The organism is Bacillus sp. B4EP4a (assembly GCF_006680105.1).
In the GTDB taxonomy this organism is placed as follows: Bacteria; Bacillota; Bacilli; order Bacillales; family DSM-1321; genus Peribacillus; species Peribacillus simplex_E.
This window is the reverse complement of the sequence record NZ_VHIK01000005.1, coordinates 246,578-272,155: the sequence shown is the minus strand read 5'-3', so window position 1 is coordinate 272,155 and position 25,578 is coordinate 246,578. Positions and strand designations below refer to the sequence as shown.

Here is a 25,578-nt window from a genome sequence, read left to right as displayed (position 1 = left end):
TGTGTGCTCACTTAAAATTTAACGTTGGCGCTTTGTTTTGTTCAGTTTTCAAAGAGCAATTTGCGTCGTTCGTTTGGAAACGACTTTAATAATATATCAACTATATTATATTTTGTCAACAACTTTATTCTTTCGCTGTCGACTTAGTTATTATATCTAGTATCAGGAATAAAAGCAATAGTTATTTTAAAATAAATAATATACATGAATTCATAGATTTCAAATACTATGACTGCTCTCCTGGTCAAGCTGAAAAAGCTTACCTTTTAAGAGTAAACTTTTCTTTAAACATTATAATATTTCTTATATATATAATTCCCGATTAATCCCTGAATTGATAATTTGCTCACTATCCATCACCTTTATGACCGGTCTTGTTTCCGAGCCGGCATCAATAAAAATGATTTCAGCAATGAATCCATTGTTCAGTTTGACCCTGCTTCCTATGAAAAAATTAGCGAAGCTTGATAACAAGGTTTTAACTACCCTAATATCAAATTTACCAAAGTCATCATGTAAAATCATTCCTAATACCTTAAACGGTGACTGTTTCTTTCTATAAGTCCTCTCGGAAGTCATGGCGTGAAATACATCTGCAACTGCAATGATTTTTGAGAATAAGTTCATGGGCTTTGTTTTCAATCTTTTGGGATAACCCGTTCCATCTAACCTTCCAGGATGCTCAAGAACGGCTATCTTCACACTATCCTTAATGATGGAACTATCTTTAATCATCTTGTAGCTGAAAATAGGATGAGAATGTATCTCCTCATTATTCTGCTGTCAGGCTTGCCGTTTTACTTAATAACCTTGGTGGCAGCCTTGCCATCCCGCACTCTGCCAGACATCCGCCAATTGCAACCTGCCAGACATCAGCCCTATTGCATTTCATTTTATATGCAATAATATCCCCCTATTAATCCAATGGAAATAGCATGATGATATACATAGTCTTCTTTATTGCAATAGTGGTGCAGCTTCAAAATGTTTCCTAGTTCCTCTAAATCCTTGTCCATAAGGGAAATCATGATAAAACGAATCATGGCCACCTCGGCTTTACTGCCCGCTTGCCAATTTTTAAATAATCGTTTATATGTTTGTACCGACTTAAGATAAAAATCCGTAAAATCCAATGACTCTTCCATCTCATCCCATTCTGGATCCATTACTTCTTTCGGCAGAAATCTCTTTCCATCAATCAAAGTTTTTTCAAAGCTTACCTCTGTTATTAAAAAGGCTTGCAAAGCTTCGATTAATTGCCGGGTCATTATTGTTTTTTCATACATTATGGGTCTGTTCGAAAGACCTCTAATCTCTTTTGACAGGATGCAGCCTTCGATTAAATAGCGAGTTTTCACAAGCAAAACGTTTCACCTCGGTAATATTGGTGAGTATCATTCCACTTGAAAAACATGGTAGAAACTAGATTTTTTTATGATTAAACACCTAAATAAATTCAATTTATTGGCATTTTCATTTTTAATCCCCTAAACATGATAAGTCTTTTTACTCAAATTCGAACACTCTTGAAATCAGTTTGAAATTCATTTTAAGCCCAAAAAAAAGACCCAGCTCAATTGCCCGGGTCTTTTTTAGGTAGAAAGATTATTCTTCCGTATCTTTTTCAGTTTCTTCATTTTCTTCAATTACAGTAGGTTCAGAATCAGAATCTGGAGTCGTGACCGTTTCTATATCCATGTCTTTTTCTTCTTCTTCTTCTCTTCCTACGATGGCTACCGTCGAAACATATTCATTATCAGCGGATTCGAGTCGGATGAGCTTAACACCCTGTGTATTACGGCCCGTTTTAGAAATGCCTTCGACTTCCATTCGGATCAATACACCAGCTGCTGTAATCAGCATCAAATCTTCATCTACACCCGTAACTGTTTTCACGGCTATAAGTTCACCATTTTTCTCAGTGACATTACATGTTTTTATTCCTTTGCCTCCACGGCTTTGAATACGGTATTCTTCCGCAGAGGTCCGTTTTCCATAGCCGTTTTTCGTAACGATCAGGACTTCTTCATCATCTTCAAGAATTTCCATTCCGACAACTTCATCATTCGTCCCTAAGGAAATCCCTTTAACTCCCGCTGCAGTACGTCCCATTGTCCGTACATCCGTCTCAGGGAAACGAATCATCATCCCGGACTTCGTTCCAATTATGATCTGTTTCTCTCCATTCGTAAGACGGACAGAAATCAATTCATCATCTTCACGTAAACCTAGGGCAATTAAACCATTATTACGGATATTTGCAAAAGAAGACAAAGGTGTACGCTTTGATACCCCATGTCTGGTCGTGAAGAATAAATACCAATCGTCAGCAAATTCCTTCACAGGTATGATTGCGTTGACCCACTCGCCTTTATCGACTTCCAACAAGTTGATAAGCGGCAATCCTTTTGCCGTTCTACCATATTCAGGTATTTCATATCCTTTGGAACGATAGACTTTACCTTTGTTGGTGAAGAATAATAGAGTGTCATGAGTCGATGTGGTTAACAAGTGACCGACAAAGTCATCTGTATTCGTTCCCATACCCTGTATTCCGCGCCCCCCGCGTTTTTGGCTGCGATATGTGGTTGCAGGCAAGCGTTTAATATAACCGTTATGCGTAAGTGTCACGATTATATTTTCCTCTGGGATTAAATCTTCATCTTCCAGGCTTTCAAAGCCGGCTAATGTGATTTCAGTTCTCCGTTTATCATCAAAACGCTCTTTAATTTCAAGAAGCTCCTCACGAATGATTTCAAGAACCTTTTCCTCATCAGCAAGAATGGCTTTATACTCTGCAATTATGGCCATTAATGCCTGATATTCATCTTCAATTTTTTCACGTTCCAGACCTGTCAAGCGTTGTAAACGCATATCCAGGATAGCTTGCGCTTGTTTTTCAGAAAGTGAAAATTGTGTCATTAACCCTTCACGGGCAATTTCAGTAGTTTGGGAACTACGGATTAACGAAATGACCGCATCCAAATTATCAAGTGCAATGCGCAAACCTTCTAAAATATGGGCACGCGCTTCCGCTTTCCGTAATTCAAATTCCGTCCTGCGCCGTATGACTACCTGCTGATGCTCTAAGTAGTAGTGCAGGCATTGTTTTAAATTCAATACTTTAGGCTGACCGTCCACCAAAGCAAGCAGATTGATTCCAAAGGTTGTCTGCATGGCGGTATGCTTATACAGGTTGTTCAAAAGGACATTTGCATTAACATCCTTTCGAAGCTCCATGACAATACGCATGCCGTTGCGATCCGATTCATCCCGTAAGTCGGTAATGCCTTCGATTTTCTTATCTCGAGCAAGTTCTGCAATTTTTTCAATCAATCTTGCTTTATTCACTTGATAAGGGATTTCCTTAACAAGGATTACCTGTTTACCATTGGGTTTCTCTTCAATCTCGACTTTCGCACGTTGAATGATTGACCCTTTTCCGGTTTCATAGGCCTTTCTGATTCCACTTCTCCCTAAAATCAAACCTGCTGTCGGAAAGTCCGGACCAGGGATATATTCCATCAACTCAGGAATTGTAATTTCAGGATTCTTGCTTAAAGCCAATACGCCGTCAATTACCTCGCCTAATTGATGGGGTGGAATATTTGTTGCCATTCCTACTGCTATACCAGATGAACCATTCACTAACAAGTTCGGGAAACGGGCTGGCATAACGGCTGGTTCTCTTTCTGAACCATCATAGTTATCTTGGAAATTAACCGTATCTTTATTTAAATCGCGAAGCAATTCCATCGAAATCTTTGACATTCTTGCTTCTGTGTACCTCATTGCGGCAGCTTGGTCTCCATCGACTGAACCGAAATTTCCATGACCATCGACAAGCATATAGCGATAGTTAAAAGGCTGCGCCATCCGTACCATCGTTTCATATACGGCTGAATCACCATGCGGGTGATATTTACCGATTACTTCCCCGACAATACGGGCAGATTTTTTAAATGGTTTATCCGAAGTCATTCCAAGATCATTCATTGCATAAAGAATTCTTCGGTGTACCGGTTTTAAACCGTCCCTTACATCAGGCAAAGCCCGAGACACGATAACACTCATCGCATAATCCAAAAACGATGTCCGCATCTCGGTACTTATATTTATTTCTTTTACACCTGATCTTTCATTTTCTGACATGGAGCCAACCTCCTATAAAAAGCTTATATCTCATTTAGTTTTAACTGTTCGTTCACTATGTAAAGAACAGGATGTAAAAAGCATCCTGTCAAAAAATCAGATATCGAGATTTTTTACATAAATTGCATTTTCTTCAATGAAGTTACGTCGTGGTTCTACCTTATCGCCCATCAACATCTCGAAAGTTTCATCTGCCTCGGCAGCATCTTTCAAACTGACTTGAAGCAGCGTTCTCGTTTCAGGATTCATCGTCGTTTCCCACAATTGCTCTGGATTCATTTCCCCTAGCCCTTTATAACGCTGCAGGTTAGGCTTTGGAGTACTTGGCAAACTTGCTATGATTTCGTCAAGCTCGCGGTCATTATAAGCATAATCCACTTTTTTCCCTTGCTGGATTTTGAAAAGCGGCGGCTGAGCAATATATATATATCCGTACTCGATAATTTTTCGCATATACCGGTAGAAGAATGTCAACATCAGTGTTCTGATATGGGCACCATCCACATCCGCATCGGTCATGATGACAATTTTATGGTATCTAGCCTTTTCAATATTGAATTCATCACCAATGCCTGTTCCAAGTGCTGTAATGATCGTACCTATTTCTTCGTTATGAAGGATTCTATCCAATCTCGCTTTTTCTACATTCAGGATTTTACCCCTTAGCGGCAAAATGGCTTGGAAATGGCGGTCCCGTCCTTGCTTTGCCGAGCCTCCCGCCGAGTTTCCTTCAACGATGTACAATTCACTGATACCCGGGTCCTTGGAAGAACAATCCGCCAATTTCCCTGGAAGATTGGATACTTCCAAAGCACTTTTCCTTCGGGTCAATTCACGCGCTTTCTTCGCTGCCATACGGGCTCTTGCTGCCATTTGCCCTTTATCTACAATTTTCCGGGCCACGGCAGGATTTTCGTACAAGAAGGCATCAAGTCGTTCAGAAAGAATGGAATCAGTAACCGTTCTTACTTCAGAGTTTCCGAGTTTGGTTTTCGTCTGACCTTCAAATTGTGGATCAGGATGCTTAATCGAAATGATTGCCGTTAAACCTTCCCGGACATCTTCACCTGAGAAGTTGGAATCAGCTTCTTTTAAAAGACCATTTTTCCGTGCATAATCATTGATGACACGGGTTAAAGCAGTCTTGAATCCTGATTCATGTGTACCGCCTTCATAGGTATGAATATTATTGGCAAAAGAAAAGACATTACTGATATAGCTGTCGTTATATTGGAGAGCCAATTCAACAGAAATTCCATCTCTCTCGCCTTCCATGAAAATCGGTTCCTCATGCAATACCTCTTTTGAACGGTTCAAATGCTCAACATAAGATTTGATACCGCCCTCATAGTGGAAATCCCTGATTTTCTCTTCTTCCCCACGTTTATCTTCAATGATCAGTTTCAAGCCTTTATTCAGGAATGCAAGCTCACGGATTCGTGTAGCTAATGTATCGAAATCATATTCCAAGGTTTCCGTGAAGATTTCACCATCAGGAATGAAGTGTACAGTCGTTCCTGTATGATCGGTTTCCCCGATAATTTTCAAATCTTCTTTAGGGATACCGCGGTTAAATTGCTGATAATGGATTTTACCTTCACGATGAACATAAACTTCCAATACCGTGGATAAGGCATTAACTACTGAAGCCCCAACACCATGCAGACCACCGGAAACCTTGTAGCCCCCGCCGCCAAATTTACCGCCCGCATGAAGGACCGTCATGATCACTTCAACTGCTGGCCGTCCCATTTTTTCATGGATACCGACTGGAATTCCCCGACCATTATCGACTACGGTTATGCTATTGTCTTCTTCGATCGTCACTTTGATTTCCGTACAGAAACCAGCTAGCGCTTCATCAATACTATTATCGACAATTTCCCAAACAAGATGGTGAAGTCCTTTTGCAGAGGTAGAGCCGATATACATCCCCGGACGTTTACGAACTGCTTCTAAGCCTTCTAAAACCTGTATCTGATTCTCATCGTATGCCTGAGCTTGTACTTCTTTTTGTTCCATTGTCATTCGTATCACCTACACTTTTCTTTTGGCATTTATCAATTTTCAGGAGAATTTATAACGTTTAGCTACAATTCAAAGAATATCTATATCATCGATTAAGAGCGATGACTGCAGTGAACGCTTTTTCAAAGTGGACGACGCAAGCGGTGAATAATATACCTGTTTGTCCGTCACTACAATCGATTTAACCGAGTTTTTTGCTAAATGGTAAGTTACATCAGACTTTTTCTCCAAAAATTCACTCATGATTGGAGAGGCCTGAAGCAGCTTCTTATCTAAAATGGCTATGACATCATCCGTTTTCACAAGAATGTCTTCACCAATATGGAGATACATACATTCACCTCATCATTTAACCTTTTTTATACTTCCTTGACTCACATAAAAGGTGGACGCTTCTCTTAGGGTTTGATGATCGATTCCATCAACGGAGGGTGTCGTCACAAATGTCTGCACTTTCCCTTGTATCGTATTCAGTAAATGGGATTGACGGAAATCGTCAAGTTCCGATAACACATCATCCAATAATAAAATGGGATACTCGCCGATTTCTTCATGGATCAGCTCAATTTCGGCAAGCTTCAAAGACAGGGCAGTCGTACGCTGTTGTCCTTGTGAACCATATGTCTGGACATCGCGGTCATTCACAAAAAAAACCAGGTCGTCACGATGAGGACCTACCAATGTTACACCCCGTTCAATTTCCCTTGTTTTTATTTTATCAAATTTTTCTGTGTATACTTCTATCATTTTCGTCAAATCCATAGATTCTGATACATCAAGCGACGGTTTATATTGGATTTTCAATACTTCTAGATTTCTGGAGATCCCCGAATGAATCGGCTCTGCCCATTGCTGGAGCTTTAAAAGAAACTCGTATCTTCTTTCGACAATTTTCGCTGCATACTGAATAAATTGATCAGTCAGCACGTCAAGCATCGTCGTATCCGTTTGTTTCCGGGTCTGCAGAAGCTTTAAGTAATGATTTCTTTGTTGAAGTATTTTATGATATTGGCTCATATCATGAAGGTATACGGGAGAAACCTGGCCAATTTCCATATCTATAAAACGGCGTCTGACTAGAGGACTTCCCTTTACAAGGTTAAGATCCTCAGGCGCAAACATGACCACATTCATATTTCCGACATATTGACTCAACTTTCTTTGTTCAATATGGTTGCACTTCGCCTTTTTCCCTTTTTTTGAAATGGTCAGCTCAAGTGGTATTGAGGTATTTCTCTTTCTAACTCTTCCTTCTATTTTAGCATACTCTTCATCCCAGCGAATAAGTTCTTTATCATTTGAGGTCCGATGGGATTTTGCCATTGCTAAAACAAAAATGGATTCCATGACATTTGTTTTCCCTTGAGCATTTTCGCCGAGGATTACATTGACTTTATTCTCAAAAGTCAGATTCAATTCGGTATAGTTGCGGTAATTTTTCAAACTTATATTTTCAATATACATATTCCGCTCTTCCCTTATGTTTTAGCTTGTAATTGTGTAGGTGCCAAATCCAGGAATCTCTATTTTATCACCTGATCTTAATTTTCTGCCCCTTCTCACGTCTAATTCGCCATTAATGTAAACCTCATATTCACTTAAGAACCATTTCGCCATTCCGCCGCTTTGAATCAAATCGGCCAATTTCAGGAATTGTCCAAGCGTAATATATTCGGTATTGATTTTTATGGAGTCCATTTCATGCCTCACTCATTTCTAAGTAGTCTTTAATATTTCATTTTACTAAATTAATCCCATTAAGACAAAGTATAGCTTTTTCAGTTCTTGTTTTTAGCGATTCAGCGTTCCGGACAGCATTGAAAAAACGCTAAAAACCCTTTGGAAACCTATATTTAAATATAAAAAAATTAAAGACCTGCTATACAAGCCTTTAATTTTTTTGAAATATTATTTTAGCTTAATAAGTCCTTACCGGGAGAATTAATTGCAGCATGGAATCATCATGTAGCGGGCGAATGACAAACGGACGCATTGCACCTGTGAAATTAATTTTTATATCGGAACCTTCCAATGCTTTTAGAGCATCCATTACAAATTTGGCACTGAATGAGATTTTCAGGTCTTCACCTTCAATGGCTTCTGCCTGAACCTCTTCAATTACTTTACCAATTTCAGGAGTGTTGGAAGAGACTTCGATTATACGGCCTTCCAGGGTTGTCAATTTGACGACATTATTTCTTCCTTCTCTCGCCAATAAAGAAGCCCTGTCGATCGCTTGAAGAAAATCTTTAGTGTGAACAATCACATCCGTTTTGCTATCAGATGGAATCAAGCGTGATGTATCGGGATAATTTCCTTCAAGCAGTCTTGAGAAGAATAATAAATTTTCAGCTTTGAAAAGTACTTGGTTTTCGGTAATGACGATTTCAATGAGTTCGTTTGTATCATCAAGGATTTTACTTAACTCATTCAGGCTTTTACCTGGGATTACAACGCTATAGGTCCCGTTAATTTTATTTTCTATTTTGGCTGTTCTCATTGCAAGCCTATGACTATCTGTTGCAATACAGGTCAATTCGTCATCTTGTACCTTCAAGTTTACACCTGTTAAGATGGGGCGTGTTTCTGACGTGGACACTGCAAAGCCAGTTTGGCGGATAAGGGTCTTTAAAAGGTCCGTTGGAAGTTTGAAAATATTTTCTTCTTCAATGATCGGAAGATGTGGATATTCCTCAGGATCCAGTCCATTTAGATTAAATTCAGCTTTACCTGAGCGAATAATCGTTTGAAAGTTATTCTCCACTTCAATTTCTACAGTATCCATCGGCAGCTTTTTGACAATTTCACTGAAAAAACGGGCATTCAGGACAATACCGCCGCTAGTTTTAACTTCAACAATCTCATCTCCGTCAACCTCAGCCGGGATGAATGATTGGATGGAGATATCTGAATCACTTCCTGTTAGAGTGACACCCTCACTAGTAACGCTTATTTTTATCCCCGTTAGAATCGGAATCGTCGTCCTTGATGTGACTGCTTTCATTACTTCTTGGACACTATGAACTAATCGATCTCTTTGGATTATAAATCTCATGTTTCATCCTCCAATTTTTTTATTGCCGAATAGGCATATTTATTAATAATTTTTATTAAAAAAGATAGTAGTAATAGTAGTAGGGCCTGTTGATATGTGGATAAGTCCACTCAACCTAAGGAAAAACAGTCTATCCACATGTGGACAGACTGTGTGTAAGTAGTCATCAGTTATTCACATTATCCAGAATCTATTATACCCTCAACTGGTCCTGGATTTCTTTAACCTGACGTTGAAGCTGTGTGTCCGTTTGCATGAGTTTGGAGATTTTTTCATGCGCATGGATAACGGTCGTATGATCGCGACCTCCAAATTCATCACCTATCTTAGGCAGGGATGAGTCCGTTAACTCCCTGGAAAGATACATGGCAATCTGTCTTGGAAAGGCTACGGATTTTGTCCGTTTTTTCGCCTTGAAATCCTCAAGTTTGACACTATAATGTTCACCGACTGTCTTCTGGATTTCCAAGATGGTGATTATTTTAGGTTTGGAGCTAGGGATGATGTCTTTTAATGCTTCAGCTGCCAAATCGGCATTTATATCTTTATTAATCAATGAAGAATAGGCGACGACACGAATAAGTGCACCCTCCAGCTCACGAATATTGGAATCGATTTGGTTGGCAATATAGAGCATGACTTCATTCGGGATATCAAGGCCCTCAGCTTTTGCCTTTTTACGCAATATGGCAATCCGCGTTTCTAGGTCAGGAGGTGTGATATCCGTGATCAAGCCCCACTCAAACCTTGAACGGAGGCGATCCTCGAGTGTAGGTATCTCTTTTGGCGGGCGGTCACTCGAGATGACAATCTGCTTGCTTTCTTCATGCAACGCATTGAATGTATGGAAAAACTCTTCTTGAGTTTGTTCTTTTCCCGCAAGAAATTGAATATCATCAATTAATAAAACATCCACGCTTCGGTATCTATCACGGAATTCCCCAGCTTTATTGTCCCGGATCGAGTTGATGAATTCATTCGTGAACTTTTCAGACGATAAATAAACGACCTTTGCATTCGGATTATGCTCAAGAACATAATGCCCGATTGCATGCATTAAATGAGTTTTTCCAAGACCTACGCCCCCGTATATGAATAAGGGATTATAGGCTTTGGCCGGAGCTTCTGCGACAGCGAGAGACGCGGCATGGGCAAAACGATTGCCGGAGCCGATGACAAATGTATCGAAGGTATTTTTCGCATTCAGCATATGCTGCGGAAATGCAGCATGCTCTTTGTCCTGTTTTTTTATCTTTTTAGGCTGAACAGGAACGGTAAAATCATCATCTTCTTGATTGGGGGGAATGATGAATTTTGCTTCCAATTCCTCACCGGTAAGTTCAAACAATACATCGGAAATAAGATGGGAATAGCGTTCTTCAAGCCAATCCCTGGCAAATTCATTGGGAGCGGTGACTGTTAAGGTATCACCTTGCAGTAAATAAGCCTTGGTTGATTTAAGCCAAGTTTCAAAGCTTGGTTTACTGATTTTTTTTTCGATTTTTCCGAGCGCCTGGTTCCAGAGGCTATCGATGTTATCCAAACTTATCCCTCCTTTGCAAAAAATTTTTAATGATTGTATCTAAATGTATAGGCACAAATAAACTCATCGATTGCCGTCTTTATATTAATTTTGACAGCAATGGTTCGGTGAGCTGTATAAAGGAATTTTGTGTTGTGTAATGTGAAGTGCCTAAAAACTATATCTTGCGCTGTACAACTTTTGTACAGACTACATCTGGTAAGCCAGTGCAGATTTGAATGTTTATTCATCAACAGGTATTTTAAGAATTATATAATAAAGAAGAAAAAAGGGTTTTCGACAATATCCACCATCTGTGGACAGATTAATATACACAGGTCGAATAAACTATCCACAAGTTATACACAGTCTGTGGATAAACGTTCCCTGTTGATAAAGTTATTCAGAGTGAAAACACAAATATAATATCAGAAATTCAGGCGTCTTGCAATGGGTTAGAAAACTTTATCCACAACTTACCGAGCTTGTGGGAAAAACTTTTCCACAGGCCATTGTTATGTGCAAAAGTCTATAAAATGGTTTGTGGATAGAAAAAAACATGTCGAATTTTATCCACAGACCGTGATTATAGCCTCGAATTAATTTAACTTGAACCAAGTTGTTCAAGCCGGAAGACGTGCATGTGACAGATAGAAAGTGATTCAGGTTCATTCATATTATTTGTCGAATGTTGTGTCGATCAAGAGAGGATTCATTGCGAATCTCATATTTGTGCCCATCGATAAAATGATGGAAATTTCCCTTTCCCCAAAAATTTCTATATCAGTTCGGAGCAAAATCATTTACAATAGGCTAGGTAGTAAAAAAAGGCCTACTGGACATTGAGCATTAAAAATGAAATATTTTTATGGATGAGGTTGACAAGTAGAAACCTCCATCTATATAATTGTAAAGACTGTCTTTAACTGTTATTCCTCAGGGAGGTGTCATATAATGAAAAGAACTTATCAACCGAATAACCGCAAACATAGTAAAGTTCACGGTTTCCGTGCACGTATGAGCACGAAAAACGGACGTAGAGTAATCGCTGCACGTCGCCGTAAGGGCAGAAAAGTATTATCTGCATAGACCACTGAAAAGTCTCAGTGGTCTTTTTTCGCAAAATAAGGGATTTACTGAGACTCAATTCATGTAATGAAGGTGTAAAAATGAAAAAAAAGTTAAGGATTAAGAAAGAGGACGAATTTCAGCTTGTGTTTAAAAAAGGTGAATCTTCTGCTAATCGGCAATTCGTTGTCTATGTCCTTGAAAAGCCGGGTCAGGATTATTTTCGGATCGGCCTTTCAGTCAGTAAAAAAATCGGGAACGCCGTTGTTAGGAACCAAATCAAAAGATACATACGGCAAGCGTTTTTGGAATTGAAAGAAGATATAGAAGAGGGTAAGGATTATATTGTGATTGCTCGAAAACCAGCGGCGGAGATGGACTTTTTCCAGGTGAAAAGCAGCTTGATCCATGTCCTGAAACGTTCTAAATCATTAAACTTTAAAAAGAAAAAACAATAAAGTCCCCTTATATCGAATAAGCACTCCTCGGATCATGTGGTTACTTGAGAAAAATGACATAGAAAATTCCGATTGTAAACTGTGGAAAAAGTGGATTACTTTTCCTTGAAATCTTCTAATAATCAGTTCACAATTGTTTCAAAAAAGATTGATTGCAGTTAGGAGGAAATTACGGTTGAAAAAACGAATATTACTCATTATTGGACTAGCCTCGATAATGATGTTGTTAGCAGGGTGTACGGAAATCAAAGAACCTATTACTGCAGAGAGTGAAGGTTTTTGGAATTCATACATTGTCTATCCATTATCAGCCCTGATCATTTGGCTTTCTGAAGCATTTGGTGAGAACTATGGTTTGGGAATCATCGGTGTTACACTTATCATTCGCTTAGCATTACTTCCATTAATGATCAAACAGGTGAAAAGCTCGAAAGCAATGCAGGCCATTCAGCCTGAAATGAAAGAACTTCAAGCAAAATACAGCTCAAAAGATGCTGCCACACAACAAAAACTACAACAAGAAACAATGGCTCTATTTTCAAAATATAATGTGAATCCATTGGCGGGATGTTTGCCGATATTGGTGCAAATGCCGATTTTGATCGGATTTTACCATGCAATCAGCCGGACGGAAGAAATTGCTTTACATAGTTTTCTTTGGTTTGATTTAGGTTCCCCGGATCCTTATTATATTTTACCGGTCGTTGCAGGTATCACGACTTTTATTCAGCAAAAGATGTCCATGGCTGGAATGAACTCCAATCCACAAATGGCGGCACAAATGACGATGATGCTTTACATCATGCCAATCATGATTGTTGTTTTTGCTATTAATTTCCCCGCTGCTCTTTCTCTTTACTGGGTAGTTGGTAACCTTTTTGGTATCGTTCAAACATATTTCATCAAAGGTCCGGATCTTAGAAAAGCAGCTGCGGAAAACGCGGGAGGGGCAAAGAAAAAGTGAAAAAGGTAACTGCTACAGGACAATCTGTCGAAGAAGCAGTAAATTTAGCTTTAGCTCAACTGAACAGCACTAAAGATCGCGTGGAGATTGAAATAGAAGATGAGGGCAAAAAAGGATTTTTTGGTTTATTTGGTGCTAGGAAGGCCATTGTCCATGTGACATTGCCTACAGATCCCATTGAAGAGACACTTGGGTTTTTGAAGAATGTCAGCGTGGAAATGGGAGTCGATGCACAAATTGATGTCACTCGTAAAGGGAAGAACGTAACATTCCATTTATCAGGTGATAAAATTGCATTATTGATTGGTAAAAGAGGTCAAACACTAAATTCTCTTCAGTATTTAGCGCAGCTTGTTGCAAATCGATATTCGAAGCAGTTTTTGAATATTACTGTAGATGCAGAAGATTATCGAAATCGCCGCAATGACACTTTAGTCCAATTGGCTGAAAGAATGGCAAATAAAGCCATGAAAACAGGTAAAGCTGTTTCACTCGAGCCGATGCCATCCTATGAACGTAAGGTCATCCATAATGCCCTCTTGGATTATCCAAAAATAAAAACAACTTCAAGTGGGACTGAGCCATATCGCCACTTGGTCATTACTCCACTTAAATGAACCTTCTGCTTTTAAGCAGGGGTTCTTTTTTTAGGCCATGAAATCGTTGTGTGTTTAATGTTTTTTTCAAGTATTAATTCAACAATAACTGACAAAATTCTTTTTATAATCTCTTGATTCGTAAAGGGAATGGGAGAAAGGGAAGCGGGCGATATTTGTTATTCACATGTGGATAAGTTAAAATGAATATTACAGAATATGGATTAATTGCATGTGGATAACTCTTGGAGAGCAGGAGTATCTACTTTTTTTCATGAATATACTGTGGTATTGTAGTAATTTAGGGATTCGACGATTTTATTAACAGAAAAAAATAGAACCATCATTATATAAGAGGTGAAAGCATGGAATTCGATACAATCACCGCTATCTCTACTCCCTTAGGGGAAGGGGCAATCGCCATCGTTAGAATCAGCGGTGATGAGGCCATAGAAATAGCCGATAGGATCTTTAAAGGACCAGGTGGAAAAGGATTGCTTGAAGTGAAATCACATACGATTCATTATGGCCACCTTATACAGCCTAAAACAGGTGAAATCATAGAGGAAGTCATGGTTTCGGTCATGATGGGTCCAAAGACATTTACAAGAGAAGATGTAGTTGAAATAAATTGTCACGGTGGAATCGTTTCGGTCAATCGGGTATTGCAGCTTATTCTCTCACAAGGTGCTCGTTTAGCGGAACCTGGTGAATTTACGAAACGGGCTTTTTTGAATGGCAGGATCGATCTCTCTCAAGCTGAGGCCGTTATGGATTTAATCCGGGCTAAAACGGATAAAGCCATGAATGTTGCATTAGGTCAAATGGAAGGCCGTCTTTCGAAATTAATCCAAAACCTGCGTCAGGAAATTTTACAAACCCTCGCTCAAGTCGAGGTAAATATAGATTATCCGGAATATGATGATGTCGAAGAAATGACGCATCGTTTATTTTTGGAAAAGGGCAGTTTTGTGAAGAATGAAATAGAGAAACTGCTTCACACGGCCCAACAGGGGAAAATACTTCGGGACGGGCTTGCGACCGTTATCATAGGGCGCCCTAATGTCGGAAAATCTTCTTTGCTTAACAGCTTAGTTCATGAAAATAAAGCGATCGTCACTGATATTCCAGGGACAACACGTGACGTAATCGAAGAATATGTCAATGTTCGCGGTGTACCGCTTAAACTTGTCGATACGGCAGGAATTCGCGAAACGGAGGATATCGTCGAACGAATTGGAGTTGAACGGTCCCGTGCAGTATTAAAAGAGGCTGATTTAATATTGCTTGTATTGAATTATTCAGATGATTTCACTACTGAAGATGAGAAACTATTTCAAGCGGTTGAGGGTATGGATGTCATCGTTATCATCAATAAAACCGACCTTCCACAAAAAATCGATATGGCCAAGGTCAAGGAAAAGGCGGCATCCCATAAAGTTGTTACGACTTCATTACTGGAGGATCGAGGGGTCGATGAATTGGAGGAAGCCATCGCTTCTTTATTTTTCGAGGGTTCTTTAGAAACGGGAGACCTGACTTATGTTTCCAATGCCAGGCATATAGCTTTGCTGGGACAGGCATTACAGTCAATTGAAGATGCAATCGATGCTATTGAAATGGGTACACCGGTTGATTTGGTTCAAATCGATTTCACGAAAGCATGGGAGCTACTTGGAGAAATCATTGGCGAAAGCGTTCAAGATAATTTGATCAACCAATTGTTCTCTCAATTTTGTTTAGGAAAATAAGCGTAAAAGGAGGAAAAGGATATGCAGTACGAAGCAGGTAGCTATGATGTTATTGTTATTGGTGCCGGTCATGCTGGAAGTGAGGCAGGCCTTGCAGCGGCAAGAGTCGGAGCTAAAACGTTGATGATCACCATTAACTTGGATATGGTCGCCTTCATGCCATGCAATCCCTCCGTTGGTGGGCCGGCAAAAGGGATAGTCGTTAGGGAAATTGACGCTTTAGGCGGAGAAATGGGAAAAAATATCGACAAGACCCATATTCAAATGAGGATGCTCAATACGGCTAAAGGTCCGGCTGTTCGTGCATTGCGGGCGCAGGCAGATAAATTTCTCTATCAACAAGAAATGAAAAAGACGATAGAAGACCAAGAAAATCTAACATTGATTCAAGGAATGGTAGAGGAATTAATTGTTGAAAACAACGTATGCACGGGTGTCATCACTAAAACAGGCGCGGTGTACCGTGCGAAGACTGTCGTAATCACGACTGGAACATATTTACGCGGTGAAATCATTTTAGGGGAACTGAAATATTCAAGCGGCCCTAATAATCAGCAGCCTTCCATCAGGCTTTCTGAACATTTAGAGCAGTTAGGATTTGATTTGGTCCGTTTTAAAACAGGAACGCCGCCACGCGTGAATAGCTCTTCCATAGATTACAGCAAGACGGAAATTCAGCCTGGCGATGAAATGCCGCGTGCATTTTCTTATGAAACGACAAAGTTCATAACGGATCAATTGCCATGCTGGTTAACGTACACGAATGAGGGGACACACCAGCTCATTGATGAGAATCTACACCGTTCACCAATGTATTCGGGAATGATTAAAGGAACTGGGCCGCGTTATTGTCCATCGATTGAAGATAAAGTCGTCCGTTTTAATGATAAACCAAGGCATCAAATATTCCTGGAGCCTGAAGGTCGCAATACAAAGGAAGTTTATGTGCAAGGTTTATCTACAAGTCTGCCTGAAGATGTGCAAGTGAAAATCCTGCAAACAATTCCAGGACTTGAAAAGGCGGAAATGATGCGCGCTGGATATGCAATTGAATATGATGCTATCGTTCCTACACAGCTATGGCCTACACTTGAAACGAAGAAAATCAAAAATCTTTATACTGCTGGCCAAATTAACGGGACATCCGGCTACGAGGAAGCAGCAGGACAAGGATTGATGGCCGGTATTAATGCAGGATTGAATGCAATGGGTAAAGAAGAACTGATATTAAGCCGTTCGGATGCCTATATTGGTGTTCTCATTGATGACCTTGTAACGAAAGGCACGAATGAACCATACCGATTGCTGACTTCACGTGCAGAATATCGTTTATTATTGCGTCATGATAATGCCGATTTACGCTTAACGGAAATTGGATTCAATATCGGAATGATCAAAGAAGAACGCTACAATCGATTCCTTATGAAAAAAGAAGCGGTTGAAATGGAAAAGGAACGACTGAAATCAAACTTCATCAAACCGACCAAAGAGGTACAAGAAGTCATTACTGCAAGTGGCGGCAGTGAGTTAAAGGATGGAATCCGGGCCTCCGATTTATTGAAACGGCCTGAAATGGATTATTCCCATATCCAGAAGTTGGCGCCAAGTGATGTCGAACTGAGCGATGAAGTGACGGAACAGGTCGAAATCCAGATCAAGTATGAAGGATATATCGAAAAATCCTTGCAGCAAGTCGATCGCCTGAAAAAAATGGAGAATAAAAAGATTCCAGAGAATATCGATTATGATGCAATTTCTGGACTTGCAACGGAAGCACGTCAAAAATTAAAGCAGGTCCACCCGCTATCAGTAGCTCAGGCTTCAAGAATTTCCGGTGTGAATCCCGCTGATGTTTCCATTTTGCTTGTTTATTTGGAACAAGGAAAGATTGCCAGAGTATCTCAGTAATGGAAATACCCGAAAAGGATTGAAAAGACATGAATATTGAACAGTTCCAACAAGCACTGCTGGAGAAAGGGATCGAGCTTTCTCCTCAACAGCTTGATCAGTTTGACACTTATTATCGATTATTGGTGGAATGGAACGAAAAGATGAACTTAACAGCCATCACTGATAAAGAAGAAGTTTATCTTAAGCATTTTTATGATTCAATCAGTGCAGCCTTCTATTTTGACTTTAACAAATCATATCGAATTTGCGATGTTGGGGCTGGAGCTGGATTTCCGAGTATTCCATTGAAGATTTGTTTCCCTGATATCCACGTCTCGATTGTGGATTCCTTGAATAAGCGAATTTCTTTTTTGAATCACCTTGCGGATTCCTTGCAATTAAAGGGAGTTTCCTTCTATCATGACCGGGCGGAAACCTTCGCCCAAAAACAGGAGCATCGCGAATCCTATGATATTGTCATGGCAAGGGCAGTAGCCAGGATGTCCGTTTTAAGTGAACTATGTTTGCCGCTCGTTAAACTGGATGGGACGTTCATTGCCATGAAAGCGGCTAGTGCACAAGATGAAATGGACACAGGGAAGAAGGCCATTTTTACATTAGGCGGAAAAATTGAAGAAATTCATCCTTTCACATTGCCAGAGGAAAATAGTGAAAGAAACATCATTACTGTAAAAAAAGTGAAGAAGACTCCTAAAAAATACCCAAGAAAACCAGGGACACCGAATAAGCAGCCTATTGAATAACCCTGTACGATGAGTAAGTTTTCATAGTAAGCGTAGATGATTCAGATATATGGCTGGTACTTGCCCTTATTTTCTTTTACTATAAATGTATGACCTTATTATTTTCACTCAATACTGCATTTGCCAACAAGAAGGCATTTTCGGTACATGTCAAAACATGTGCCCTGTGCTGGCTGATTCAGGGAAATAATTTTGGGCAAGCCGGCCGATAGTTATAATAACTGGCCCTCCATTCCTCATTATTACCTTGATGGCGCCAGTCGACATGTTTTTTACAGCGAAGGGCCATATGTATAACCATGTCGGGAAATGTATGCAGGACTTGTCCTATAAATAGAGAATATGTTATTTGGGAGTTTTAAAAGGTGGTGTAGGAAGATGAAGCATCCTTTTTCGCGGTTCTTTGGGTTTGGCGAAAAGGAAGAAGAGCAACTAGAGATAGAGACACCTAGCAATAATAATGAAGAGATAAGAAAAATTTCCATTTCTGATATTGTGCCTAATCGATTTCAACCAAGGACCGTTTTTAATGACGATAAAATTGCCGAATTGGCTCAAACGATCCATACACATGGGATCATTCAACCAATTGTAGTAAGGGCTTATGGTCAGGGAAAGTATGAAATCATTGCAGGTGAGCGTCGTTTTCGAGCCATGCAAAAGCTTGGCTGGGAATTGGCACCCGCTATAATCAAAGATTTCACCGATACAGAAACGGCTTCCGTTGCGCTGATAGAAAACCTTCAGCGTGAAGAACTGACACCGATTGAAGAAGCTTTGGCTTATGGAAAACTATTGGAGCTGCATAGTTTAACACAAGAAGCTTTGGCACAAAGACTGGGAATAGGACAATCTACCGTGGCGAATAAGCTTCGGCTGCTTAAGCTGCCCCAGGAGGTTCAGGATGCACTTCTTCAAAAGCAAATTACGGAACGCCATGCCCGCTCGTTGATACCGTTGAAGAGTCCTGAAAAGCAGCTTAAACTGCTTTTGGAAATCATCGAAAAAGGGTTAAACGTCAAACAGACCGAAGAGCAGGTCGTCAAGCTCTTGAAGGGTACTGTGCAGAAGCCGAAACCTAAGCGAAAAGCGTTTAGTAAAGACATGAGGATTGCCGTGAATACCATACGCCAATCACTCAATATGGTTACAGACAATGGAATAAATTTGGATGCAGAGGAAGAAGAATTCGAGGAGTATTATCAGTTCACGATTAAAATACCCAAGAAAAAAACTTGAGTCCCTATCCTTACCCGCTTGGTAGTCTCCGATTACCAAGCTTTTTTTATTTTCGCGCCAAAACTGGTATTTCCACCTTAAAAAACATTCAACTTTTCCCGGATTTTTAATGCTTTTAGATATATTTCAAATTTTAAGAGGAATTTCAGAAAACGATTTCTTCCAGTAACATTCATGATAAAATAGAAAGAAATAAATGGATTTACGGTAAAAATCAATAGATATAAGCGTGATGAAGATAGTTGAAAGCGGGTGAATTCGTGGGTAAGATTCTCGCCATTGCCAATCAAAAGGGCGGTGTTGGAAAAACGACAACTTCTGTCAGTCTAAGTGCTTGTCTTGCATACATAGGACAGAAAGTCTTAATGGTCGATATTGACCCGCAGGGAAATGCGACAAGCGGTGCAGGTATTGACAAAGCCGATGTGGAACAATGTATTTATGATGTATTGGTTGATGATGTCGAGGCCAGTACCGTCATCATGGAAACAAAGGTAGAAAACCTATATGCCATACCTGCGACAATTCAACTAGCAGGTGCAGAAATTGAACTTGTTCCAACCATCTCAAGGGAAGTCCGATTAAAAAGGGCGTTAGAAGAGGTGCAGGGCCAATATGATTACATTGTGATTGACTGCCCTCCATCATTGGGTTTGCTTACGCTTAATGCCTTAACGGCCGCCGATGCAGTTTTGATTCCGGTACAATGTGAATATTATGCATTGGAGGGTTTGAGTCAACTATTGAATACGGTCCGCCTCGTCCAAAAGCATTTGAACCATGATTTGAAAATCGAGGGTGTGCTATTGACGATGTTGGATGCAAGAACGAATCTAGGTCTCCAGGTCATAGAAGAAGTCAAAAAATACTTTCAGGATAAAGTCTATCAAACCATCATTCCCCGCAATGTCCGTTTGAGTGAAGCACCGAGCCATGGAGAACCGATAATTATATATGATCCAAAGTCTCGAGGGGCGGAGGTCTATCTAGAACTGGCAAAGGAAGTGGTATCAAATGGCTAAAGGACTTGGCAAAGGACTTAACGCACTTTTCAACAGTGGGGAGATCAGTAAAGATGAAATCGTGCGAGAAATCAAATTAAGGGAATTAAGGCCAAATCCTTATCAGCCCCGAAAGAGCTTTCGGCTTGAAGCTATAGAGGAATTAAAGCAATCCATCATGGAACATGGGATATTACAGCCGATTATTGCCCGGGAAAGCATTAAGGGATATGAAATCGTGGCTGGGGAAAGGCGTTATCGTGCTGCCAAGGAAGCTGGTTTAAAGACAGTTCCGGTCGTTGTGAGGAAATTGAGCGAACAGCAGATGATGGAACTGGCGATTTTGGAAAACCTGCAACGGGAAGATTTGAATCCGATCGAGGAGGCTGTCGCTTATCAAACGCTTCTTGAAAAAATGGAATTCACCCAGGAGCAGTTGGCCAACCGGCTGGGTAAAAGCCGTCCCCATATAGCAAACCATGTTAGATTGCTATCTTTGCCTGAAGGGATTAGGAGATATATCTCCGACGGGGAAATTTCCATGGGGCATGGCCGGGCATTGCTAGGTTTAAAGAAAAAAGAGATGCTTAAGCCAGTAGCGGATAAAATCCTCAAAGAAGGAATGAATGTCAGACAGCTAGAGCAATATATACATCAATTGAATGATACCGTTTCACGTGAAACTAAACATAAGAAACAAGAAAAAAAAGATATCTTCATAAAGCAACGGGAGACAAGTCTGCGTGAAAGACTAGGAACGAGCGTAACGATAAAACAAAGCAAGAAAAAAGGAAAAATAGAAATAGAATTCTTTTCAAAAGAAGATTTAGAGAGAATTTTGAACTTGATCGATCAAGAGAACCTATCCTCTTAGATCACCTTATGAAAAGATCGTGACGACATATGCAGAAAATTAGGTGGATGAGATGGTATTATTAGGGGCTTTGGTGAATGGTGCCTGCATTTTAATCGGTTCGATTTTAGGAAGGTTTTTGCAACATATACCTGAAAAGATAAAAGAAACGGTCATGAGCGGTATCGGTTTGGCCGTCATGGTCCTAGGTTTGCAGATGGGCTTTAAAAGTGATAATTTCCTTGTTGTCATTTTAAGTATTGTCGGAGGGGCTGTCCTCGGTGAATGGATGAATCTTGAGGCCAGGCTGAATTCTTTAGGCAATTGGCTTGAACGCAGGATGAAAGCGAAGGAAGGAATTTCGATATCTCAGGGATTTGTAACGGCTACGCTCATATTTGGCATTGGGGCGATGGCCATCATCGGTGCCCTGGATAGCGGTATCCGGAATGATCATGACGTTTTGATAACAAAAGCGATCATCGATGGATTTACGGCATTGGTCCTCGCCAGTACGCTTGGCATAGGTGTACTTTTTTCAGCATTTCCGGTCATTCTTTATGAGGGGTTCATAGCGATTTTTTCAAGGCAAATCAATACGATGATCCCAACTGCTTTAATGGATTCCTTCATACTGGAAATGACAGCAACTGGGGGAGTCATGATTTTGGCAATTGGTTTGAATATTATCGGTCTGACCAAAATAAGGGTGGCAAATCTGCTTCCGGGCATAATGATCACCGCGATTCTGGTTACTTTCATGTATTATGTATAAAAAAAAGAAGGAAGGGGCCATCCCCTTCCTTCTTTTTTATGATAAGAAAAAACCGATCATAGGGTTTTTTCTTGCTTGAATGACCATGTGAAAGGAGTGATGGAAGGTTTTATTGGATAATGATTTTGTGCTTCATAAATCCCCTCGGCAATGGTTTTGGCCATTTTTAGCACAAGATTAAGACGCGTGTTCTGCAAGACCATGAACTCCATGAATCCACTTACATTCACGATTCCTGTAATATGGGCATTTCCGACGGAAGGAAGATCTTTATTGACCCCAGCTCCTGGCTTTACTGGTCCCTGGCCGATTTGAACGATGCCGACGCTTTTCATTTTCCCTAAGCAAGCATCGATTCCGACGATAAAGGAATTGGCATGCATCTTTTTGATTTCATTTAATTTTTCCTGTAAATTCATCGCATGTATAGGGTCATCCAGAGTACCATAAACATGGAATGAAGAAGAACCGTTTTCAGCTTTTTCACTAAGCAGAGTGCCGACAAGTGGTCCGAGTGAATCGCCTGTGGAACGGTCCGTGCCTATGCAGACGATGACGATTGGTTGGAGCTTTCCGGTTGGTAGGAGGTTGATTAATTCCTGGGAAATTTGCTTGGATGCATCCGTATCTTCATGCAGGATGCGACTCAATCTATTTTTATTATTATTAAATAGACTAGAATTCAGATTCATCGGCTCAACTCCTTTACTTTATTTGGTATTACAGTATACGGATAAAAAGGGGAAAATATACGGTATTTAACATCATGGATGAGGGAATTTTTTGTAGAACATGCAAACAGGTGAAGGGGATATGAATCGACGTTATCCTCTACCAATTGCTTTCATTTATACTTTCTAGTAAATAATTACTTTAATATTTGGGTAAAAACTTCTAATTCTTTTACCTATATACCCATAATTTTTTTGTACAGAAACCATTATTTATTGATAAAATAGAGAAAATCGCTCTACTTCATGGTTATCTCAATGCATGAAGGGGAGAGGAATACGTCTATATGGGAAAAAATCATATAGACGATATAAAAGATTTGCAGTTAATTGCATTAGGCAGGAGGAAAATATGGATCGCATTTATGATAACGTTACAAAAGAGATATTGGATGAAAAGATATGGCTGCTGTTGGGCGAGGGGATTATTAAAATCTTCCTTGTTCTGTTGTTATCGCGTATTATTATTAGAATAGGAAAGACGGTTATAAGTAAATTTTTCGCGGTTCGCTTAAGAAGTCCTATTCGTGTTTCAGAGCGTAGAGAAACGACACTCATTAAGCTGCTGGAAAATATTTTAACTTACGTTATCAATTTCATTGCCTTGATAATGATTCTTGAAATTTTCTCATTCGATGTAAAGGCCTTACTGGCTGGAGCTGGTATTCTTGGTTTGGCAGTTGGGTTTGGTGCTCAAAGTTTGGTCAAGGATATAATTACAGGATTTTTCGTTATTTTTGAAGATCATTTTTCGGTTGGGGATTATATTAAAATCAATAATTTTGAAGGGGAAGTCATTGAAATCGGGCTTCGTACTACGAAAATTAAAAGCGGTGCAGGGGAATTGCACTTCATACCCAACGGCAGCATCATCCAGGTCACGAATTACTCCATTTTAAACAGTATGGCTGTGGTTGATGTGACCATACCTAATGATGGATCGGTCGAGCTTGCTGAGAAGGTGCTGATTGATCTATTAAACAGTATGGAAGGCAAATATGAAGCCTTGATCAAAGCACCTGAATTTTTGGGAATTGAAAAGATCAGTCCTGAAGAAATCGTCTTTCGGATTAAAGCGGAAACAAAGCCGATGCATCACATTGAAATCAGTAGGATATTAAAAAAGGAAATAAGTGCTGCGCTTGATTCAAGTGGGATTAAATCTACGTACAATGGCAGCGAGTCATAGGAATTAGGGGGCTCATGGTTATGGAAGAAAAGGAATTTGCACTTAAGGATATTGTGGAAATGAAGAAACCACATCCCTGTGGAGTGAATAAGTGGAGAATTATACGGCTCGGTATGGATATCCGGATAAAATGTGAAGGGTGCGGCCATAGCGTGATGCTGCCTCGACGTGAATTCGCGAAGAAAATGAAAAAAGTTCTGCAAAAGCATGAGGAATGATCATGCTTTTTTTTTGAGTGAAAGTAGTCCTGTCATCTCAATGATTTACTTGTCTTTTTAGGAAGCGAAATCTATAATTGGGAAAGGTTTAGGTAATTGGATGGTCTTTATAGAAGATCAGTTCTTTTCCCATATGTACGAATCATCTTGAAGGAGTGAAATATAAATGGCTTTAACAGCTGGTATAGTCGGTTTGCCTAACGTAGGTAAATCCACTTTATTTAATGCAATTACTCAGGCAGGTGCGGAATCTGCCAACTATCCTTTCTGTACGATCGACCCCAATGTCGGGATTGTGGAAGTGCCAGATCACCGTCTGCAAAAATTGACTGAATTGGTAAAACCGAAAAAGACGGTTCCGACAGCATTTGAGTTCACGGATATCGCCGGGATTGTAAAAGGAGCAAGTAAAGGAGAAGGATTGGGTAATAAATTCCTTTCCCATATCCGTCAAGTGGATGCAATTTGTCAAGTCGTCCGTTGTTTTGCAGACGATAACATCACCCATGTTTCCGGAAAAGTGAATCCAATCGATGATATCGAAGTCATCAACCTTGAATTGATCCTTGCCGATTTGGAATCTGTTGCCAAACGCATCGACCGTGTCGGAAAAATGGCCAAGCAAAAAGATAAAGCCGCTGTGGCAGAACATGAAATCCTTGTGGCTTTAAAAGAAGCATTGGAAGATGAAAAGCCTGCACGTTCCGTCGAGTTTACTGAAGAGCAGCAAAAAATCGTGAAGGGCATGCATTTACTTACAGCGAAGCCGACGCTTTACGTGGCGAACGTGAGCGAAGATGAAGTGGCGAATGCTGATGATAATGAATATGTACAGCAAGTTCGTGAATATGCTGCTAATGAAAATGCCGAAGTAATCGTGATTTGTGCCAAAATCGAAGAAGAAATTGCAGAGCTTGAAGGTGAAGAAAAGGAAATGTTCCTATCTGAACTTGGAATCGAGGAGTCAGGTCTTGATCAGTTGATCCGTGCTTCTTATAATCTGCTTGGATTGGCAACATACTTTACAGCTGGTGTACAGGAAGTGCGTGCTTGGACATTCCGCAAAGGAATGAAAGCCCCTCAATGTGCCGGCGTCATTCACACGGATTTCGAACGCGGTTTCATTCGTGCCGAAACGGTTTCTTATACCGATTTACTTGAAGCGGGCAGCCATGGTGCTGCAAAAGAAGCGGGTAAAGTCCGTTTGGAAGGAAAAGAATACATCGTTAACGATGGCGATGTTATCCATTTCCGTTTTAACGTTTAAGATTCAAAGACCCTACCATTCCATGTGGGGTCTTTTTTGAGACTTAAATCATTAGAT

At 40.1% G+C, this 25,578-nt stretch carries 24 protein-coding genes; 14 read left to right on the top strand and 10 right to left on the bottom strand.

The window, feature by feature from the left end; translation table 11 throughout:
• Positions 1 to 303: 303 nt before the first annotated feature.
• From FNK51_RS03235 to dnaA, 9 genes are all read right to left on the bottom strand, one after another.
• On the bottom strand, positions 304 to 765 hold the full coding sequence (locus FNK51_RS03235; protein WP_286178558.1) for an HD-GYP domain-containing protein: 462 nt from the start codon (positions 763 to 765) through the stop codon (positions 304 to 306).
• A 128-nt stretch (positions 766 to 893) separates the two neighbouring features.
• The gene (locus FNK51_RS03230; protein WP_141992411.1) at positions 894 to 1,364 is read right to left on the bottom strand and encodes a hypothetical protein; all 471 of its coding nucleotides are present in this window, start codon (positions 1,362 to 1,364) and stop codon (positions 894 to 896) included.
• A gap of 241 nt (positions 1,365 to 1,605) precedes the next feature.
• A complete protein-coding gene (gyrA, locus tag FNK51_RS03225) occupies positions 1,606 to 4,152 on the bottom strand; it encodes a DNA gyrase subunit A (protein WP_141992410.1) in 2,547 nt (848 codons plus the stop codon).
• A 96-nt stretch (positions 4,153 to 4,248) separates the two neighbouring features.
• Complete coding sequence (gene gyrB / locus FNK51_RS03220) at positions 4,249 to 6,174, bottom strand: DNA topoisomerase (ATP-hydrolyzing) subunit B (protein WP_098370355.1); 1,926 nt, start codon at positions 6,172 to 6,174, stop codon at positions 4,249 to 4,251.
• A gap of 75 nt (positions 6,175 to 6,249) precedes the next feature.
• Positions 6,250 to 6,513, bottom strand: coding sequence for an extracellular matrix regulator RemB (gene remB, locus FNK51_RS03215; RefSeq protein WP_098370330.1), 264 nt, complete (start codon positions 6,511 to 6,513; stop codon positions 6,250 to 6,252).
• Positions 6,514 to 6,525: 12 nt separating this feature from the next.
• Positions 6,526 to 7,644: a DNA replication/repair protein RecF gene (gene recF / locus FNK51_RS03210; RefSeq protein WP_048687943.1), complete on the bottom strand. Its 1,119-nt coding sequence runs from the start codon at positions 7,642 to 7,644 to the stop codon at positions 6,526 to 6,528.
• Between the two features lie 21 nt (positions 7,645 to 7,665).
• Positions 7,666 to 7,878: a S4 domain-containing protein YaaA gene (gene yaaA / locus FNK51_RS03205; protein WP_034316192.1), complete on the bottom strand. Its 213-nt coding sequence runs from the start codon at positions 7,876 to 7,878 to the stop codon at positions 7,666 to 7,668.
• Positions 7,879 to 8,098: 220 nt separating this feature from the next.
• The gene (dnaN, locus tag FNK51_RS03200) at positions 8,099 to 9,235 is read right to left on the bottom strand and encodes a DNA polymerase III subunit beta (protein ID WP_098370329.1); all 1,137 of its coding nucleotides are present in this window, start codon (positions 9,233 to 9,235) and stop codon (positions 8,099 to 8,101) included.
• A gap of 193 nt (positions 9,236 to 9,428) precedes the next feature.
• Positions 9,429 to 10,778 (bottom strand): chromosomal replication initiator protein DnaA, encoded by a 1,350-nt coding sequence (dnaA, locus tag FNK51_RS03195; protein ID WP_057914144.1) that lies wholly within the window; start codon positions 10,776 to 10,778, stop codon positions 9,429 to 9,431.
• Between the two features lie 933 nt (positions 10,779 to 11,711).
• On the opposite strand from dnaA, the gene rpmH reads away from it, so the two are divergent.
• From rpmH to FNK51_RS03140, 11 genes are all read left to right on the top strand, one after another.
• On the top strand, positions 11,712 to 11,846 hold the full coding sequence (rpmH, locus tag FNK51_RS03190) for a 50S ribosomal protein L34 (protein WP_034316183.1): 135 nt from the start codon (positions 11,712 to 11,714) through the stop codon (positions 11,844 to 11,846).
• A gap of 80 nt (positions 11,847 to 11,926) precedes the next feature.
• The gene (gene rnpA / locus FNK51_RS03185) at positions 11,927 to 12,283 is read left to right on the top strand and encodes a ribonuclease P protein component (protein ID WP_076368512.1); all 357 of its coding nucleotides are present in this window, start codon (positions 11,927 to 11,929) and stop codon (positions 12,281 to 12,283) included.
• A gap of 175 nt (positions 12,284 to 12,458) precedes the next feature.
• The gene (gene spoIIIJ, locus FNK51_RS03180; protein ID WP_076368511.1) at positions 12,459 to 13,247 is read left to right on the top strand and encodes a YidC family membrane integrase SpoIIIJ; all 789 of its coding nucleotides are present in this window, start codon (positions 12,459 to 12,461) and stop codon (positions 13,245 to 13,247) included.
• Positions 13,244 to 13,864, top strand: a complete 621-nt coding sequence (jag, locus tag FNK51_RS03175; protein ID WP_141992409.1) for an RNA-binding cell elongation regulator Jag/EloR — start codon at positions 13,244 to 13,246, stop codon at positions 13,862 to 13,864. Before spoIIIJ ends, jag begins: the two co-directional genes overlap by 4 nt.
• A 344-nt stretch (positions 13,865 to 14,208) precedes the next feature.
• On the top strand, positions 14,209 to 15,594 hold the full coding sequence (gene mnmE / locus FNK51_RS03170; RefSeq protein ID WP_141992408.1) for a tRNA uridine-5-carboxymethylaminomethyl(34) synthesis GTPase MnmE: 1,386 nt from the start codon (positions 14,209 to 14,211) through the stop codon (positions 15,592 to 15,594).
• A gap of 21 nt (positions 15,595 to 15,615) precedes the next feature.
• Positions 15,616 to 17,502 (top strand): tRNA uridine-5-carboxymethylaminomethyl(34) synthesis enzyme MnmG, encoded by a 1,887-nt coding sequence (mnmG, locus tag FNK51_RS03165; protein ID WP_098370325.1) that lies wholly within the window; start codon positions 15,616 to 15,618, stop codon positions 17,500 to 17,502.
• Positions 17,503 to 17,531: 29 nt separating this feature from the next.
• Positions 17,532 to 18,248 carry a 16S rRNA (guanine(527)-N(7))-methyltransferase RsmG gene (gene rsmG, locus FNK51_RS03160; RefSeq protein ID WP_141992407.1) on the top strand — a complete coding sequence of 239 codons (717 nt, stop codon included), beginning with the start codon at positions 17,532 to 17,534 and terminating at the stop codon, positions 18,246 to 18,248.
• 378 nt (positions 18,249 to 18,626) lie between these two features.
• On the top strand, positions 18,627 to 19,487 hold the full coding sequence (noc, locus tag FNK51_RS03155; RefSeq protein WP_098370323.1) for a nucleoid occlusion protein: 861 nt from the start codon (positions 18,627 to 18,629) through the stop codon (positions 19,485 to 19,487).
• Positions 19,488 to 19,747: 260 nt separating this feature from the next.
• Positions 19,748 to 20,509, top strand: a complete 762-nt coding sequence (locus FNK51_RS03150; RefSeq protein ID WP_076368556.1) for a ParA family protein — start codon at positions 19,748 to 19,750, stop codon at positions 20,507 to 20,509.
• Complete coding sequence (locus FNK51_RS03145; protein WP_098370322.1) at positions 20,502 to 21,362, top strand: ParB/RepB/Spo0J family partition protein; 861 nt, start codon at positions 20,502 to 20,504, stop codon at positions 21,360 to 21,362. Before FNK51_RS03150 ends, FNK51_RS03145 begins: the two co-directional genes overlap by 8 nt.
• 52 nt (positions 21,363 to 21,414) lie before the next feature.
• Positions 21,415 to 22,116, top strand: a complete 702-nt coding sequence (locus tag FNK51_RS03140; RefSeq protein ID WP_076368504.1) for a DUF554 domain-containing protein — start codon at positions 21,415 to 21,417, stop codon at positions 22,114 to 22,116.
• Positions 22,117 to 22,172: 56 nt separating this feature from the next.
• Here FNK51_RS03140 and yyaC read toward each other — a convergent pair whose 3' ends face one another.
• A complete protein-coding gene (gene yyaC / locus FNK51_RS03135) occupies positions 22,173 to 22,808 on the bottom strand; it encodes a spore protease YyaC (RefSeq protein WP_098370321.1) in 636 nt (211 codons plus the stop codon).
• A gap of 391 nt (positions 22,809 to 23,199) precedes the next feature.
• Here yyaC and FNK51_RS03130 point away from each other — a divergent pair, with 391 nt between their 5' ends.
• The 3 genes from FNK51_RS03130 to ychF all read left to right on the top strand — a co-directional run bounded on the left by FNK51_RS03130 (position 23,200) and on the right by ychF (position 25,521).
• Positions 23,200 to 24,036, top strand: coding sequence for a mechanosensitive ion channel family protein (locus FNK51_RS03130; protein WP_141992406.1), 837 nt, complete (start codon positions 23,200 to 23,202; stop codon positions 24,034 to 24,036).
• Between the two features lie 20 nt (positions 24,037 to 24,056).
• The gene (locus FNK51_RS03125) at positions 24,057 to 24,254 is read left to right on the top strand and encodes a DUF951 domain-containing protein (RefSeq protein WP_034316158.1); all 198 of its coding nucleotides are present in this window, start codon (positions 24,057 to 24,059) and stop codon (positions 24,252 to 24,254) included.
• Between the two features lie 166 nt (positions 24,255 to 24,420).
• Positions 24,421 to 25,521, top strand: a complete 1,101-nt coding sequence (ychF, locus tag FNK51_RS03120; protein WP_141992405.1) for a redox-regulated ATPase YchF — start codon at positions 24,421 to 24,423, stop codon at positions 25,519 to 25,521.
• Positions 25,522 to 25,578 lie beyond the last annotated feature (57 nt).